This window comes from Pseudomonas sp. St386 (genome assembly GCF_018325865.1).
GTDB lineage: Bacteria > Pseudomonadota > Gammaproteobacteria > Pseudomonadales > Pseudomonadaceae > Aquipseudomonas > Aquipseudomonas brassicacearum.
Genome location: NZ_AP021900.1, coordinates 5,720,919 through 5,734,847, shown reverse-complemented (window position 1 = coordinate 5,734,847; position 13,929 = coordinate 5,720,919). Strand labels below are relative to the sequence as shown.

The following is a 13,929-nucleotide window of genomic DNA, read 5'->3' as shown; positions in this document are numbered from 1 at the left end:
CGGGCTGAACTTCTGTTTGGATGCGGATTTCTATAGCTTTGTCTGTTTGTAACAAAACTAACTAAGTCTGTTCGAAAAGGATGTTTCTAATGAAGCGCTTATTCTGCTTTTCCGCGCTTGCGGCCGCATTGTTGGGGCACACTTACACTGCACAAGCAGCGGGTGTGGAATTTGGGGTTGGCCAGACCAGCGATTCGACCATGACCTATCGCCTGGGCATGCAGTTCGACTGGGACAAGAGTTGGCTGCAAAGTGATGTCGGTCGCCTGACTGGCTACTGGAGCGGCGCCTACACCTATTGGGAAGGGGACGAGACATCCAGCAATCACAGCCTGTCGTTTTCGCCTGTGTTTGTGTATGAGTTTTCCGGCCAGAACGTGAAGCCTTACATCGAGGCGGGTGTCGGTGTGGCGTTGTTCGCCAATACCGAAGTGGAAGACAACAAGCTCGGTACGGCTTTCCAATTTGAAGATCGTATCGGCTTCGGCCTGCGCTTCAACGGTGGGCATGAAGTGGGCATTCGCGCCACTCATTACTCCAACGCCGGTATCAAGTCGACTAACGACGGTGTAGAAAGCTACTCGCTGCACTATACGATGCCGCTGTAACAAAACAGTTTGAGAACAGTGGGAGCGAGCTTGCTCGCGATAGCGATAGACCAGCCAAGATAAAGTTGTCTGACTCACCGCTATCGCGAGCAAGCTCGCTCCCACAATAGATCAGACCACGCCTTTATCGATACGCCGTCGCAATCCCTTGGCGTTCTTCCAGGCACTCCGGTGCGCCCATCTCGAACTCCCGGCAGATCAGCGGACGCTTTTCGTAGATGGTGCACATCATGCTGTCGCGATCCAGGGCCGCGCACCAACCGTCATCCAGCCGCAGCATCACCTCTCCACCCCAATCGTCCGTGTCGATAAAACGCTCCGGAACCCCAGTGTCGGTGATCAACATCACTTCCAACTGGCAGCAGCACGCCGCGCACGTCGAACACGTGACGGCCGGTGCCGGGATTTCATGGACGGGGATGGTTTTCATGGTCCGCAGTGTAAGGCAATCGGCGGCTCAGGGTTGTCCCTTGATCGGATAGCCGTTTTTCGCCTGGGATGAGCCGATATCGGTTGGCAGGGTTTCGGTCGACGAAGGCAAAGGCCAGAGTGCGGTCATGGAGGCAATGGGAAGCGCAACTTCTCGCGGGCGCTCGACCAACTGATCCAGCACATGCCGCGCTGTTTCGTCCGCCGACCAGTGAATCGGGGTTTGGAAGCAATCGTCGGGCCCCAGCAATGGGCCGTCGTAGCCAGGGTGTACCAACGTCACATCGACACCCGCGCACGCCAAGTCTGCCCGAGCCGATTCGAACAGATGACGCATCCCGCTGCCACCCGTTTCTATTTGCGAAGGCGGCAGGTAAGTCGCCGGGCTGGCAATGCCCACCAGATGAGGTTCGGTCCCGGCGCGCAACAAGGGCATGGCCACTTCGAGGCAGAAACTGGCAGCCAGCAGATTGCTGCGCACGATATGCTCGATCAATGTGTGATCAGCCGGCTGCCCGTCAACGTACTCAGCCGTCCCGGCATTGACGATCACCTGATCCAGGGCGCCCCATTGACGGGCGATCTGTTCGCCGATCTCGCGCACGGCCTGGCTGTCGGTCAAATTGCCGGGCACGCTTAGCACTTGTCCTGGATAACGTACCGAAAGGGTTTCGCATGATCGGGTCGAGCGCGAACTGACGGCCAGGTATGCACCTGTCTCCAGTATCGCCTCAGCCAACGAAGCGCCGATTCCGTTGCCAGCCCCGGTGAGCCAATAGCGCCGTGGCAGTCTTAGACCCATTCCCTACTCCTTTCGATTGGACAGCGCACTGATACGTAGCTTTTCAGTAGAGTCCGTACGACTAGTAAGACTATATGTTATCGGATAAACAATGCATCCCGCTGGCTGGCAATTTCTTGTTCGCTAATCGCCCATCCCCTCAACGGTCGCGTCCTGTCGTGCTGGCAGGTTTCTGAACGCTGCCAGCGCACGCGCCCTGGATTGCCTCAAGTCGACAATCGGTGCCGGATAATCCACGGCGCCAAACAAGCCGCCCTGGGTATTTGGGCTATGGACCTGTTGCTTGTCCAGATCGTTCAGTTCAGGTAGCCAGCGTTTGATGAACAGGCCCTCGCGGTCGAATTTTTCCGACTGGCTCAACGGGTTGAAGATACGGAACCAGGGCGCGGAATCGGTGCCGGTGGAGGCGCTCCACTGCCAGCCGCCATTGTTGGCGGCCAGGTCGCCGTCGATCAGGTGCTGCATGAAAAAGCGCTCGCCTTCGCGCCAATCGATCAACAGGTTCTTGGTCAGGAACATGGCTACGACCATCCGCAAGCGGTTGTGCATCCAACCGGTCTCCAGCAATTGACGCATGGCTGCATCGATAATCGGCAGGCCGGTGCGTGCTTGCTTCCAGGCTTCCAATTCTGCGGGGGCCTTGCGCCATGCCAGCGCCTCGGTTTCCGGGCGAAACGCACGATGGCGCGACACGCGTGGATAGCCCACGAGAATGTGTTTATAAAACTCGCGCCAGAGCAATTCATTGATCCAGGTCACAGCACCGGCACTTCCGCTCTCGAATTCACCTTGGTTGGCTTGCAGCGCGGCGTGCAGGCACTGACGTGGCGACACCACGCCGGCCACCAGATAGGCCGAGAGCTGGCTGGTGCCGGGTCTGGCGGGATAATCCCGTTCGCCTTGGTAATCGTCGATGTGCTGGTCGACAAAGGTGTCCAGGCGCCGACGGGCTTCGGTTTCCCCGGCGGGCCAGAGGGCGCGTAGCGCTTCGCTGGGCGGGGCGAACCCATCGACTTGAGTCGGCACCGGGTCGCGGGCAATGCCGGTGAGGGCCTGCCGGGCCGGCGTGGCGACCAGGCTCGGCAATGAAAAGTGCAGACGGCTGTAGCAGACCTTGCGGAACTGACTGAACACTTGGAAGTAATTGCCGGTCTTGGTCAGTACGCTACCGGGCTTGAACAGCAATTGATCGAGGTGGCTGTGAAATTCAACGCCCTGGTCATTCAACACGCGGGCGACTTCGGCGTCGCGTCGCGTTTCATTCAGGCCGTACTCTTCGTTGACATGCACGGCGCCGACGTTCAGTTCGCGACACAGCTTGAGTAGTACCTGCGGGGCCTGGTGCCAATGCGCAGCGGCGCGGATCAGCAGTGGGATGTTCAATTCGGCCAGGGTCGCACTCAACGCGCCGAGGTTGCGCAGCCAGAAATCGATCTTGCACGGTGCGTCGTCATGGGCGCGCCATTGTTCGGGGCTGGTCAAGTACACCGCCACGCAGGGGCCTTGGGCTGCCGCAGCCGCGAGGGCGGTGTTGTCGTGCAGGCGCAAGTCGCTGCGCAGCCAGATCAGTTGCATGCTGTCTTCCATTTAAAGGAGTTCTCGGCGACTCAGTTCGCGGTGAGCCGATAACGGGTCTTCGGCCCAGGACACGTCAATCATCGACACGCCTGTGGATAACCTGGCGTGGTGGATCGACGCGGCCGGGCCGGCAATGACGATCGGGCAATCGATTCCACCCAGCAGCCTGGGCAGTTGGGACAGGTTGAGGGCGTGACTGGAATACAGCAGGACGCCGCGGGCCTTGAGGCGCTCGACCGCCAGGGCCAGTTCGCCGGCCGGTAGCGGGCTGTCGAACACTTCCACCGGGCAGTCGGCGCTGCTGGCCAGCCAGGCGGTGAGCCACAGGTGCGGCTCCTGGGGCGAGTCCGAATGATTGACCAGTAACAGTGGCGCGCCGCGCAACTGACGGTTGTTGTGGTAGATCCGGCTGCCGAACTTGCTGCGCAGCCACGAGTTGAGGAAGACCCGTTCCAGCTGCGCACCGAACTGGCCTTGCCAGCGCTGGTGCAGCTCGGCCAGCAACGGCAAGAGCAACTGCTCGCACACGGTCCAGGGCGGGTACAGCGCCATCGCCTGGTTGACCAGGTCATCGATCTGGCGCTCGGCCAGTTGCGTCACCGCCAGCACCAGGGCGTGGCGCTGACGCTGCCAGTCATTCTCCGGCACCTGTGTGGGTTCGGTCGGTGGCTGCGGTGTGTCCAGCAAAGGCTTGATCTTGCTCACCGCAACGCCACGGTCGATCCAGGTGAGAATGCTCAGGATCCGTTGCACATGGTCGGCATTGAACAGCCGGTGCCCCTTGGGCGTGCGGTGCGGCACGATCAGGCCGTAACGGCGTTCCCAGGCTCGCAGCGTGACGGCGTTGACACCGGTTTGCCGGGCGACCTCGCGTATGGGCAGCCAGCCTTGTGCCAAGGCCTTGGCAAAGTCGGCCCCCAGGTCTTCGCTGGCGCTGGAGTCGGGTTCGCTCTTCATCAAATAGCGTTTCGCAAGCTGAGGTTTTCCGGGTGCGGTTGCAGGTAGACCTGCTGCGCCAGGTAAGGATCGGGATGCTGGCGCAAGTGATGCTTGAGCAACGTCAGTGGCACCACCAAGGGCACGATGCCGAGGCGGTATTGCCCGATCAGATGCTGTACTTCCTGCTTGTCCTCGGCGTCGATGGCGCGCTTGAGGTAACCGCTCAGGTGTTGCAGCACGTTGGTGTGGGTGCGGCGGGTGGCGCATTTCTTCAAGGCGGCCATCAATGCGCTGAAGTAGCGTGGGCCCAACTCATTGGGGTCGGCCTTGCCCATGTTGCCCAGCAAATTGCCCAGGGCCTTGTATTGCACCGGGTTGTGGGCCATCAGCAGGTATTTGTAGCGCGAGTGAAATTCGATCAGGTCGCGACGGGTCAGGTCCTGGCGGCGCAAGGGTTGCCAGGCGGCATAGGCAAACACCCGGGTCAGGAAGTTCTCGCGCAGTACCGGGTCGTTGAGACGACCGTCTTCCTCCACCGGCAGGTCGGGGTGGCGTTCGCAGAAGGCCTGGGCATAGATGCCGCGCCCGCCGCCATCCTGGGTCACGCCGTTGTGGTCGTAGACCTTGACCCGCTCCAGTCCGCAGGACGGCGATTTCTGCATGAAGATGTAGCCGCAGATGTCATCCAGTTCCCCGGCCATTTGCTGCCCGTAGTCGGCCAGTGGCCGGGTCACGTTGAGGTCGCGATTCACGGTGCCGAGCGCCTCGGGGTGTTCGGGGTCGCCCACCAGGCGAATCGGCTCCCGGGGGATACCCAGGCCGATGGCGACTTCGGGGCACACCGGCACGAAATCGAAATAGTCGACGAGGGTGCGGCTGCACAACTGCGATTGCTTGTGCCCGCCATTAAAGCGAACTTCAGCACCCATCAGGCAGGCGCTGATGGCGATTCTGGGTTTGGCGATGGCTGTGCTGGGCATAGGCGACCTCTGATTGCTAAATCTTGTACAGTTTTGTATTTCTGTACAATATTTTCATCATAGGTCCGAACGGGCACAAGTCAACCGGATTGTGTGGCGAGGCGACCTCAATCTGTGTCGCAGGCAGGCTGCTGTCTCTTTCGACAGCAGCGGATAGCGATGGGTGACGCGCTTTACTGCAGGCTTGCATGCAGGCGGCGTGCAGCCTCCTGGCCGCTGAGCCATGCGCCTTCGACCCGGCCGGACAGGCACCAGTCGCCGCACACGTACAGGCCCAGGTCGGCATCGGCCAGCGCGCCCCATTCGTGGTTGCCGGCGGGGCGGGCGTAGAGCCAGCGATGGGCCACGCTGAAGCTCGGTGCGGGCATCGCGCTGTGCAGCAGTTCGGCGAAGGCGCCGTGCAGGTGTTCGATCACGGCTTCCTTGGACAGGTCGATGTGTTGCCGGCTCCATTCGCTGGTGGCGTGCAGTATCCAGGTGTCGAGCGTGTTGTCGCGCCCCGGCTTGCTGCGGTTGCGCGCCAGCCAGTCCAGGGGACTGTCCTGTAGGAAGCAGCCTTCCATGGGTGTATCCAGCGGTGTTTCGAAGGCCAGTGCCACGGCCCAGGTCGGGTCCATCTTCACCCCGGCGGCCACTGCGGCCAGCTTCGGTACGGCCGCCAGCAATGCGGTGGCCTGGGGCGCGGGCGTGGCGATCACCACCTGGCCAAAGGGGCCGTGGGTGAAACCTTCGGCGTCCTGCAAATGCCAGTGTTCCTGGCCGCGGTACACCTCGGTGATCCGGCAGGAAAACTGCACCTGCAACTTGTCGAGCAGGGCGCGGGTGATAGCGCTCATGCGCGGCGTGCCGACCCAGCGGGTCTGTTCATCCGGCGATGGGCTCAGTTGTCCGTTCTGGAAGTTGTAGAGTTGCGGGTTCCATTCCGCCGCCCAGCCGTTTGTTTGCCAGCGCTGGACCTCCGTGACAAAACGGCGATCGCGGGCGGTGAAGTATTGCGCGCCCATGTCCAATGCGCCGGCGTCGCTGCGTTTGCTCGACATGCGTCCGCCGCTGCCGTGGCTTTTATCGAAGAGTTGAACGATATGCCCGGCCTCCGTCAGGGCCTGGGCGGCTGAAAGTCCGGCGATGCCGGTGCCGATGATTGCGATAGGTACAGTCATGAGGGCCTCGTTTACCTTTCTGTACAGGCTACGCCGTCGTTTAAACCTGTACAATTCGGGTTTTTGGTATAAGTTTTACCGTTCGCGTTTGGACAGCTTGTCCTATTGTTAAACACAGACCCTGTCCAATACGAAAAATCCCTGCTTATAAAAATAGACTAATGGGCCGGGTAAAACGCGATGCGAGGAACATCTCATGCACATATTGCTGACCGGCGGTACTGGTTTGATCGGACGTCAGCTCTGCCGCCTCTGGTTGGGGCAGGGACATCGCTTGACGGTATGGAGTCGCCGACCCGAAGAAGTGGCGAAAATCTGTGGGGCAGATGTGCGAGGCGTTGCCCGGCTCGATGAAATTGTCGAGCCGGTGGACGCGGTGGTCAACCTCGCGGGAGCGCCGATTGCCGACCGGCCCTGGAGCCACAAACGCAAGATGTTGTTGTGGAGCAGTCGCATCACGTTGACGGAAGTTTTGCTGGCGTGGCTGGAGCGATGCGAGCAGAAACCGCAGGTATTGATTTCCGGTTCCGCGGTGGGCTGGTATGGCGACGGTGGCGAGCGTGAGTTGACCGAGGAATCGGGGCCGGTGAGCGAAGATTTCGCCAGCCAGTTGTGTATCGCCTGGGAAGAAACCGCGCAACGAGCCGAGGCGTTGGGCATACGCGTGGTGCTGGTTCGTACCGGCCTGGTCATGTCTGCCGAGGGCGGCTTTTTGTCGCGGCTGCTGCTGCCGTTCAAACTGGCGCTGGGCGGGCGTATCGGCAATGGTCGGCAGTGGATGCCGTGGATTCATATTGACGATCAAATCGCCCTGATTGATTTTCTTCTGCACCGCTTTGATGCCCGCGGTCCTTATAATGCGTGCGCTCCGAACCCGGTGCGCAACCGCGATTTTGCCAAGGCCCTGGGGCATGTATTGCATCGGCCAGCCGTGGTGCCGATGCCGGAACTTGTGTTGAAAGTCGCGTTGGGGGAGTTGTCATTGCTGTTGCTCGGCGGCCAGCGCGCCACGCCGGCCCGATTGCAGGGGGCGGGTTTCACATTCCGGTTCACTGATTTGCCTGCGGCCCTGGAAGACTTGTCCAGCCGCCTTTGAAATAGGACGTTGCATGACCGATCACGCGTTGCTTCTGGTGAATCTGGGTTCGCCTGCCTCCACTTCGGTGGCCGATGTGCGCCGCTACCTCAATCAATTCCTGATGGATCCGTATGTCATCGACCTGCCATGGCCGGTGCGGCGCTTGCTGGTGTCGCTGATCCTGATCAAGCGTCCCGAGCAGTCGGCCCATGCCTACGCCTCGATCTGGTGGGAGGAGGGTTCGCCGCTGGTGGTGCTCAGCCGCCGGCTGCAACAGGCCATGACCGCGCAGTGGACCCGGGGCCCGGTAGAGCTGGCAATGCGTTATGGCGAGCCGTCCATTGAATCGGCATTGGTGCGGCTGGCGAGCCAGGGTCACAAGAAGATCACGTTGGCGCCGTTGTACCCGCAGTTCGCCGACAGCACCGTGACCACGGTGATCGAGGAGGCCAAGCGGGTCGTGCGGGAAAAGAAACTCGATGTGCAGTTCTCGATTCTCCAACCGTTCTACGATCAGCCCGAATACGTCGACGCCCTGGTGGCCAGCGCCAAGCCGTACCTGATACAGGAACACGATCATCTGTTGTTGAGTTTCCACGGCTTGCCGGAGCGACACCTGACCAAGCTCGACCCTACGGGGTTTCATTGCTTCAAGGATGCCGACTGCTGCAAGAACGCGCCGCCGGAAGTCATGGCGACCTGTTACCGCGCGCAATGCATTCGCACTGCCGAGCTGTTCGCCCAGCGCATGGGGCTCAAGGATGGTCAGTGGTCGGTGTCGTTCCAGTCGCGATTGGGACGGGCCAAGTGGATCGAACCCTACACCGAGGCGCGCTTGGAGGAATTGGCTAAAAGCGGCGTGAAGAAAGTGTTGGTGATGTGCCCGGCGTTCGTGGCCGACTGCATTGAAACCCTGGAGGAAATCGGCGATCGCGGCCGCGAGCAGTTCCGCGAGGCGGGGGGAGAAGAGTTGGTGTTGGTGCCTTGCCTCAATGATGAGGCGCAGTGGGCGCAGGCGTTGAGTACCCTCTGCGAACGGGCGCCGATAGCTCTGTAAACCTCGAAAAGCATCGCGGGCAAGCCTTGCTCCCACAGATTTTGTCTTGACCATTCAAGCATGGTCCACTCAAAACCTGTGGGAGCAAGGCTTGCCCGCGATGACAATAGTGCAGGCGGTGAATCTACAGCAGCGGCTCATCCGCCTGCTTCTGCTTCCAGCTGTCATTGCCCGGCAGCAGCAGGTTCAACGCAATCGCCACCACCGCGCACAGCGCGATGCCTTTGAGGCCGAAGTCGTCCGGCCCAGTGCCGGTGCCCACCAGTACACCGCCGATGCCGAACACCAGCGTGACCGAAACGATCACCAGATTGCGCGCCTCGCCCAGGTCGATCTTGTGGCGGATCAAAGTGTTCATGCCCACCGCCGCAATCGAACCGAACAACAGGCACAGGATCCCGCCCATCACCGGCACCGGGATGCTTTGCAGCAGCGCGCCGAACTTGCCGATGAATGCCAGGCTGATGGCAAAGATCGCCGCCCAGGTCATGATCTTCGGGTTGTAGTTCTTGGTCAGCATCACCGCGCCAGTCACCTCGGCGTAGGTGGTGTTGGGCGGGCCGCCGAACAGGCCGGCGGCGGTGGTGGCAATGCCGTCACCGAGCAGTGTGCGGTGCAGGCCGGGTTTTTTCAGGTAGTCGCGACCGGTCACGCTGCCCACGGCTATCACGCCGCCGATGTGCTCGATGGCCGGTGCCAGCGCTACCGGTACGATGAACAGGATCGCCTGCCAATTGAACTCCGGTGCAGTGAAGTTCGGCAGGGCGAACCACGGCGCGGCGGCGATTTTCGCGGTGTCCACGACGCCGAAGAAAAACGCCATGGCAAAGCCCACCAACACCCCGGAAATGATCGGCACCAGGCGGAAGATGCCTTTGCCGAACACCGCCACGATCAGGGTGGTAAGCAGGGCTGGCATCGAAATCAGCATCGCGGTTTGATAATGAATCAGCTCGGTACCGTCGCCGGCCTTGCCCATCGCCATGTTGGCGGCAATCGGTGCCATGGCCAGGCCGATGGAGATGATCACCGGGCCAATCACCACCGGCGGCAGCAGCCGGTCGATGAACCCGGTGCCCTTGATCTTCACCGCCAGGCCAAGAAAGGTGTAGACGAAACCTGCCGCCATCACGCCGCCCATGGTCGCGGCCAGGCCGAACTGGCCCTTGGCGAGGATGATCGGGGTAATGAAGGCAAAGCTCGAAGCCAGGAACACCGGCACCTGGCGCCCGGTGACGATTTGGAACAGGATCGTTCCCAGGCCGGCCGTGAACAGCGCCACGTTAGGGTCCAGCCCGGTGATCAGCGGCATCAATACCAGCGCGCCGAAGGCGACGAACAGCATCTGCGCGCCGGACAGCACCTGGCGCCAGAGCGGATCGTTGAACTCATCCTGCATGCTCAAGCGTCCTTCTGCTTGGTGCCGAAGATCTTGTCGCCGGCATCGCCCAGGCCCGGGATGATGTAGCCGTGTTCGTTGAGTTTCTGATCGATGGACGCGGTGTAGATGGTCACGTCCGGGTGGGCATCCTGCACGGCCTTGATGCCTTCGGGAGCGGCGACCAGCACCATGGCGCGGATGTCCCGGCAGCCGGCCTTTTTCAACAGGTCGATGGTGGCGACCATGGAGCTGCCGGTGGCGAGCATCGGGTCAATGATCATCGCCAGGCGCTCGTCGATTTCCGGCACCAGTTTTTCCAGGTAGGTGTGCGCCTGCAGGGTCTGCTCGTTGCGAGCCACGCCCACGGCGCTGACCTTGGCCCCCGGGATCAGGCTCAGCACGCCCTCGAGCATGCCGATGCCGGCGCGCAGGATCGGCACCACGGTGATCTTCTTTCCGGCGATTTTCTCGACCTGGACCGTGCCGGCCCAACCGTCGATTTCATAGGACTCCAGCGGCAGGTCCTTGGTGGCCTCGTAAGTGAGCAAGGCACCGACTTCCTGGGCGAGTTCACGGAAGTTCTTCGTGCTAATGTCAGCGCGGCGCATCAGGCCGAGTTTGTGTCTGATCAGCGGATGGCGGATCTCGAGGATGGGCATGGGGAAGGCTCCGGCGGCGGGCAAAAAAACCGGCCTAGATTAATCTATCCGAGGGTGTTGTCCTATAGACAATACAGAACGTTAGTCCACAAACGCTTGATCTGGCCGGGCGGGATGCGTACCTTTGCCGGTTTTTCCGAACCCTGCCACCCTTGGAGAGCGCCATGTCCGCTGATCTCGAGCATATCCGTCAAATCATGCGAGAGGCTGACTGCCTGTACACCGAAGCCGAAGTCGAAGCGGCCATCGCCCGTGTCGGTGCGCAAATCAACGACCAACTGGCCGATGCCAACCCGGTGGTGTTCTGTGTCATGAACGGCGGGCTGATTTTCTCCGGCAAACTGCTGACCTACCTGAACTTCCCCCTGGAAGCGTCCTACTTGCACGCGACGCGTTATCGCAACGAAACCAGCGGCGGCGACCTGTTCTGGAAAGCCAAGCCGGAAGTCTCGTTCATCGACCGCGACGTGCTGATCATCGACGACATCCTCGACGAAGGTCACACCCTGGGCGCGATCATCGACTTCTGCAAACACGCCGGTGCCCGCGCCGTGCACACCGCCGTGCTGATCGACAAGGACCATGACCGCAAGGCGCGCCCTGACTTGAAAGCCGATTTCGTCGGCCTGCCGTGCATCGACCGCTACATCTTCGGCTATGGCATGGACTACAAAGGTTACTGGCGCAACGCCAATGGCATTTTCGCCGTTAAAGGAATGTAATCGATGACCCGGCCAAGCTTTCTGGATCATGCACTGTTCGATGAATTGGCCGAAAAAGCTGCGGCCAGTCCTCGCGGACGGCAGCACCATAACTTCCATGAGATGGATGAGCCGTGCCACCGCATGGCGGTGGGCTTGCAGCCTTCGACCTACATCCCGCCGCACCGCCACCTGAGCGCCGACAAGGCGGAAACCTTGCTGGTGCTCAAGGGCCGGCTGGGGGTGTTGATTTTCGATGAAACCGGTGCGGTGGTGGACAAGCGCATCCTGCAGGCCGGTGGCGATTGCCTCGGCGTCGACCTGCCGGCCGGCGTGTATCACGGTTTGGTGGTGCTGGAAGCCGACAGCCTGATGTTCGAATGCAAGGCCGGCCCCTACCGGCCCGTAGGCGAGGGCGAACTGGCCCACTGGGCGCCCCGTGAAGGCGAGCCCGGCGTGGCGCAATACCACGCCTGGATGCGCGCCCAGTTCGACTAGTACTCTGTAGCGAGGAGCTGGTTCCCGAGGGTGGGAACCAGCTTGCTCGCGATAGCGGAGTGTCGGATTACCTGGGTGTCGGACGTACCGCCGTCATCGCGAGCAAGCTCGCTCCCACAGTTTTTGGCATTCGCCCCTGGCGCCAGCCAGCCCCCTCGCCACGGTTCAGGCAAGGCTGGAACGAGCGGTGCTACCAGCAGCCAGCCATTGCTCGCTCTTGACCCGCGCCTGCTCCAGGGTCTGCACATACGCCAATTGCCGCTGCTCGCGATGAATACCGGCACGGCGCAGCTTCAGGCGCACCCTTGGCGCCGTCGCGACCAGGATCAGGCCGATGCCCTGTTTGCGGTAATCCTTCAGGACGTTTTCAAACGCAGCCAGCGCAGTCATGTCCAGCATGGGCACGGCGCTCATTTCCACCACCACCACGCGCACCCCCGGATCGAACTTGCGCAGCACGTCCAGGGCTTTTTCTGCCGCGCCGAAGAACAGCGGCCCACGAATTGCGTAGCAGCGCACATGCTCGGGCATGTCCAGCAGCGCCTGGTGGAAGTGGCGCGGCAGTTCGGCGCTGTCGGTCAGTTCGCTCATGCGCTTGATGAACAGCCCGGCGGCCAGCAGCAGGCCGACGGCGACGGCCATGACCATGTCGAACAGGACGGTCAGGCTAAGGCAGGTCAGCAGCACCAGTACGTCGCTGCGCGGTGCGATGCGCAAGGTATGCAGCACGTGTCCGGCTTCGCTCATGTTCCAGGCCACTATCACCAGTAGCGCCGCCAGGGCGGCCATTGGCAGGTAGCTGAACAAGGGCGCCAGCAGCACCATCGCCAGCAGCACCACAAGGCTGTGAATGATCGCGGCCAGCGGTGAAGAGGCGCCGCTGCGCACATTGGTCGCGCTGCGGGCAATGGCCGCCGTGGCGGTGATACCGCCAAACAGCGGCGCCACGAGATTGCCCAGGCCTTGGCCGATCAGTTCTGCGTTGGGGTCGTGCTTGCTGCCGGTCATGCCATCCGCCACCACGGCGCACAACAGCGACTCGATGGCGCCAAGCATGGCAATGGCGAAGGCCGGGCCCAGCAATTGGCGGATCAGGTCATAGGAAAGCGTCAAGGGATGCCCCTGGCCATCAGGCAGGTTCCATGGCCACTCGAAGCTTGGTAAAAACGGCGGGATACCGGGGTGGCTGATGCCATCGACCACGTAGCTGAAACGCTCACCCAATGTCGCCACCGGCCAACCGCCGCGCTCCAGCGCCAGTCCCAATAGCGCCCCGACCAGCAAGGCAACCAAATGCCCGGGAACCCGCGGTACCCAGCGTGGCCAGGCAATCAACACCGCCAGGCACGTGACGCCGATGATGCCATCGCCGAGCCGGGCACTGGGCAGTGCCATGATCAGTTCGCCCAACTGTTCGATGTAGTGCTTGGCTTGCCCGATGGTGGTCAGCCCCAGCAGATCCTTGAGTTGCAAGGTGGCGATGACCACGCCGATCCCGGCGGTAAAGCCAAGGATCACCGGGTAGGGGATGTATTGGATCAGCCGTCCGGCGCGCATCAATCCCAAGGTGATGAGGATCAGGCCGGCGAGCATGGTGCACAACAACAAGCCGCCGAGGCCGTATTGTTGAGTGATGGGCAGCAGGATCACCACGAACGCCGCCGTCGGCCCGCTGACGTTGAAGCGCGAGCCGCCAGTGAGGGCGATCAAGGGCGCGGCCACCAACACCGTGTACAAGCCATGTTGCGGCGGCACGCCAACGGCAATCGCCAGGGCCATGGCCAGTGGGATGGCGATGATGCCGACGGTCAGCCCGGCCACCAGGTCGCCACGCAGGCGTTCAAGGGTGTAACCGGCGCGCCAGGCCTGACGCCAGGCGGCAAACAACGGTGGGGCGGAGAAAGACATGAATACTCCTTGAAGGTGGGGCTGGCACTGGCCCTATACAGATCATTCCCACGCAGGAGCGTGGGAACGATCATGCGTCGCTAGACCGGGGCTGATGGCTCTTTGAGTATGCCGTGCTCGTTGCGCGGATGTATTGATCTGGATCGTTATT

14 protein-coding genes are annotated in these 13,929 nt (G+C 61.5%); 5 read left to right on the top strand and 9 right to left on the bottom strand.

Annotated features, from left to right (window positions below; translation table 11 throughout):
• The first annotated feature begins 89 nt into the window (after positions 1-89).
• Entirely contained in the window at positions 90-608 is a 519-nt protein-coding gene (locus KI235_RS25375) for an acyloxyacyl hydrolase (protein ID WP_003205514.1), read from the top strand.
• Positions 609-732: 124 nt separating this feature from the next.
• On the opposite strand, the gene KI235_RS25370 is transcribed toward KI235_RS25375, so the two are convergent.
• The 6 genes from KI235_RS25370 to KI235_RS25345 form a co-directional block, all read right to left on the bottom strand.
• Entirely contained in the window at positions 733-1,038 is a 306-nt protein-coding gene (locus tag KI235_RS25370; RefSeq protein ID WP_003205513.1) for a YkgJ family cysteine cluster protein, read from the bottom strand.
• A 27-nt stretch (positions 1,039-1,065) separates the two neighbouring features.
• The gene (locus KI235_RS25365) at positions 1,066-1,839 is read right to left on the bottom strand and encodes an SDR family oxidoreductase (RefSeq protein WP_003205512.1); all 774 of its coding nucleotides are present in this window, start codon (positions 1,837-1,839) and stop codon (positions 1,066-1,068) included.
• A 123-nt stretch (positions 1,840-1,962) separates the two neighbouring features.
• On the bottom strand, positions 1,963-3,414 hold the full coding sequence (gene phrB / locus KI235_RS25360; RefSeq protein ID WP_003205510.1) for a deoxyribodipyrimidine photo-lyase: 1,452 nt from the start codon (positions 3,412-3,414) through the stop codon (positions 1,963-1,965).
• A gap of 12 nt (positions 3,415-3,426) precedes the next feature.
• The gene (locus KI235_RS25355; protein ID WP_013694207.1) at positions 3,427-4,374 is read right to left on the bottom strand and encodes a MerR family transcriptional regulator; all 948 of its coding nucleotides are present in this window, start codon (positions 4,372-4,374) and stop codon (positions 3,427-3,429) included.
• On the bottom strand, positions 4,374-5,336 hold the full coding sequence (locus tag KI235_RS25350) for a DUF523 and DUF1722 domain-containing protein (protein WP_003205508.1): 963 nt from the start codon (positions 5,334-5,336) through the stop codon (positions 4,374-4,376). The genes KI235_RS25355 and KI235_RS25350 overlap by 1 nt, the downstream gene beginning before the upstream one ends.
• Before the next feature lie 173 nt (positions 5,337-5,509).
• The gene (locus tag KI235_RS25345; protein WP_003205507.1) at positions 5,510-6,496 is read right to left on the bottom strand and encodes an NAD(P)/FAD-dependent oxidoreductase; all 987 of its coding nucleotides are present in this window, start codon (positions 6,494-6,496) and stop codon (positions 5,510-5,512) included.
• A 196-nt stretch (positions 6,497-6,692) separates the two neighbouring features.
• Here KI235_RS25345 and KI235_RS25340 point away from each other — a divergent pair, with 196 nt between their 5' ends.
• Positions 6,693-7,592 carry a TIGR01777 family oxidoreductase gene (locus KI235_RS25340; protein WP_013694205.1) on the top strand — a complete coding sequence of 300 codons (900 nt, stop codon included), beginning with the start codon at positions 6,693-6,695 and terminating at the stop codon, positions 7,590-7,592.
• 13 nt (positions 7,593-7,605) lie between these two features.
• A complete protein-coding gene (hemH, locus tag KI235_RS25335; protein ID WP_003205503.1) occupies positions 7,606-8,631 on the top strand; it encodes a ferrochelatase in 1,026 nt (341 codons plus the stop codon).
• 124 nt (positions 8,632-8,755) lie between these two features.
• Here hemH and KI235_RS25330 read toward each other — a convergent pair whose 3' ends face one another.
• Positions 8,756-10,030, bottom strand: coding sequence for a uracil-xanthine permease family protein (locus KI235_RS25330; protein WP_013694204.1), 1,275 nt, complete (start codon positions 10,028-10,030; stop codon positions 8,756-8,758).
• A 2-nt stretch (positions 10,031-10,032) separates the two neighbouring features.
• Positions 10,033-10,671 (bottom strand): uracil phosphoribosyltransferase, encoded by a 639-nt coding sequence (upp, locus tag KI235_RS25325; protein ID WP_003185330.1) that lies wholly within the window; start codon positions 10,669-10,671, stop codon positions 10,033-10,035.
• A 164-nt stretch (positions 10,672-10,835) separates the two neighbouring features.
• Between upp and KI235_RS25320 the strand changes: the two genes are divergently transcribed.
• Both KI235_RS25320 and KI235_RS25315 read left to right on the top strand, forming a co-directional pair.
• Positions 10,836-11,393: a hypoxanthine-guanine phosphoribosyltransferase gene (locus KI235_RS25320; protein ID WP_003205500.1), complete on the top strand. Its 558-nt coding sequence runs from the start codon at positions 10,836-10,838 to the stop codon at positions 11,391-11,393.
• Positions 11,394-11,396: 3 nt separating this feature from the next.
• Positions 11,397-11,870 carry a WbuC family cupin fold metalloprotein gene (locus KI235_RS25315; protein WP_003205499.1) on the top strand — a complete coding sequence of 158 codons (474 nt, stop codon included), beginning with the start codon at positions 11,397-11,399 and terminating at the stop codon, positions 11,868-11,870.
• Positions 11,871-12,035: 165 nt separating this feature from the next.
• On the opposite strand, the gene dauA is transcribed toward KI235_RS25315, so the two are convergent.
• Positions 12,036-13,778: a C4-dicarboxylic acid transporter DauA gene (dauA, locus tag KI235_RS25310; protein WP_003205497.1), complete on the bottom strand. Its 1,743-nt coding sequence runs from the start codon at positions 13,776-13,778 to the stop codon at positions 12,036-12,038.
• Positions 13,779-13,929 lie beyond the last annotated feature (151 nt).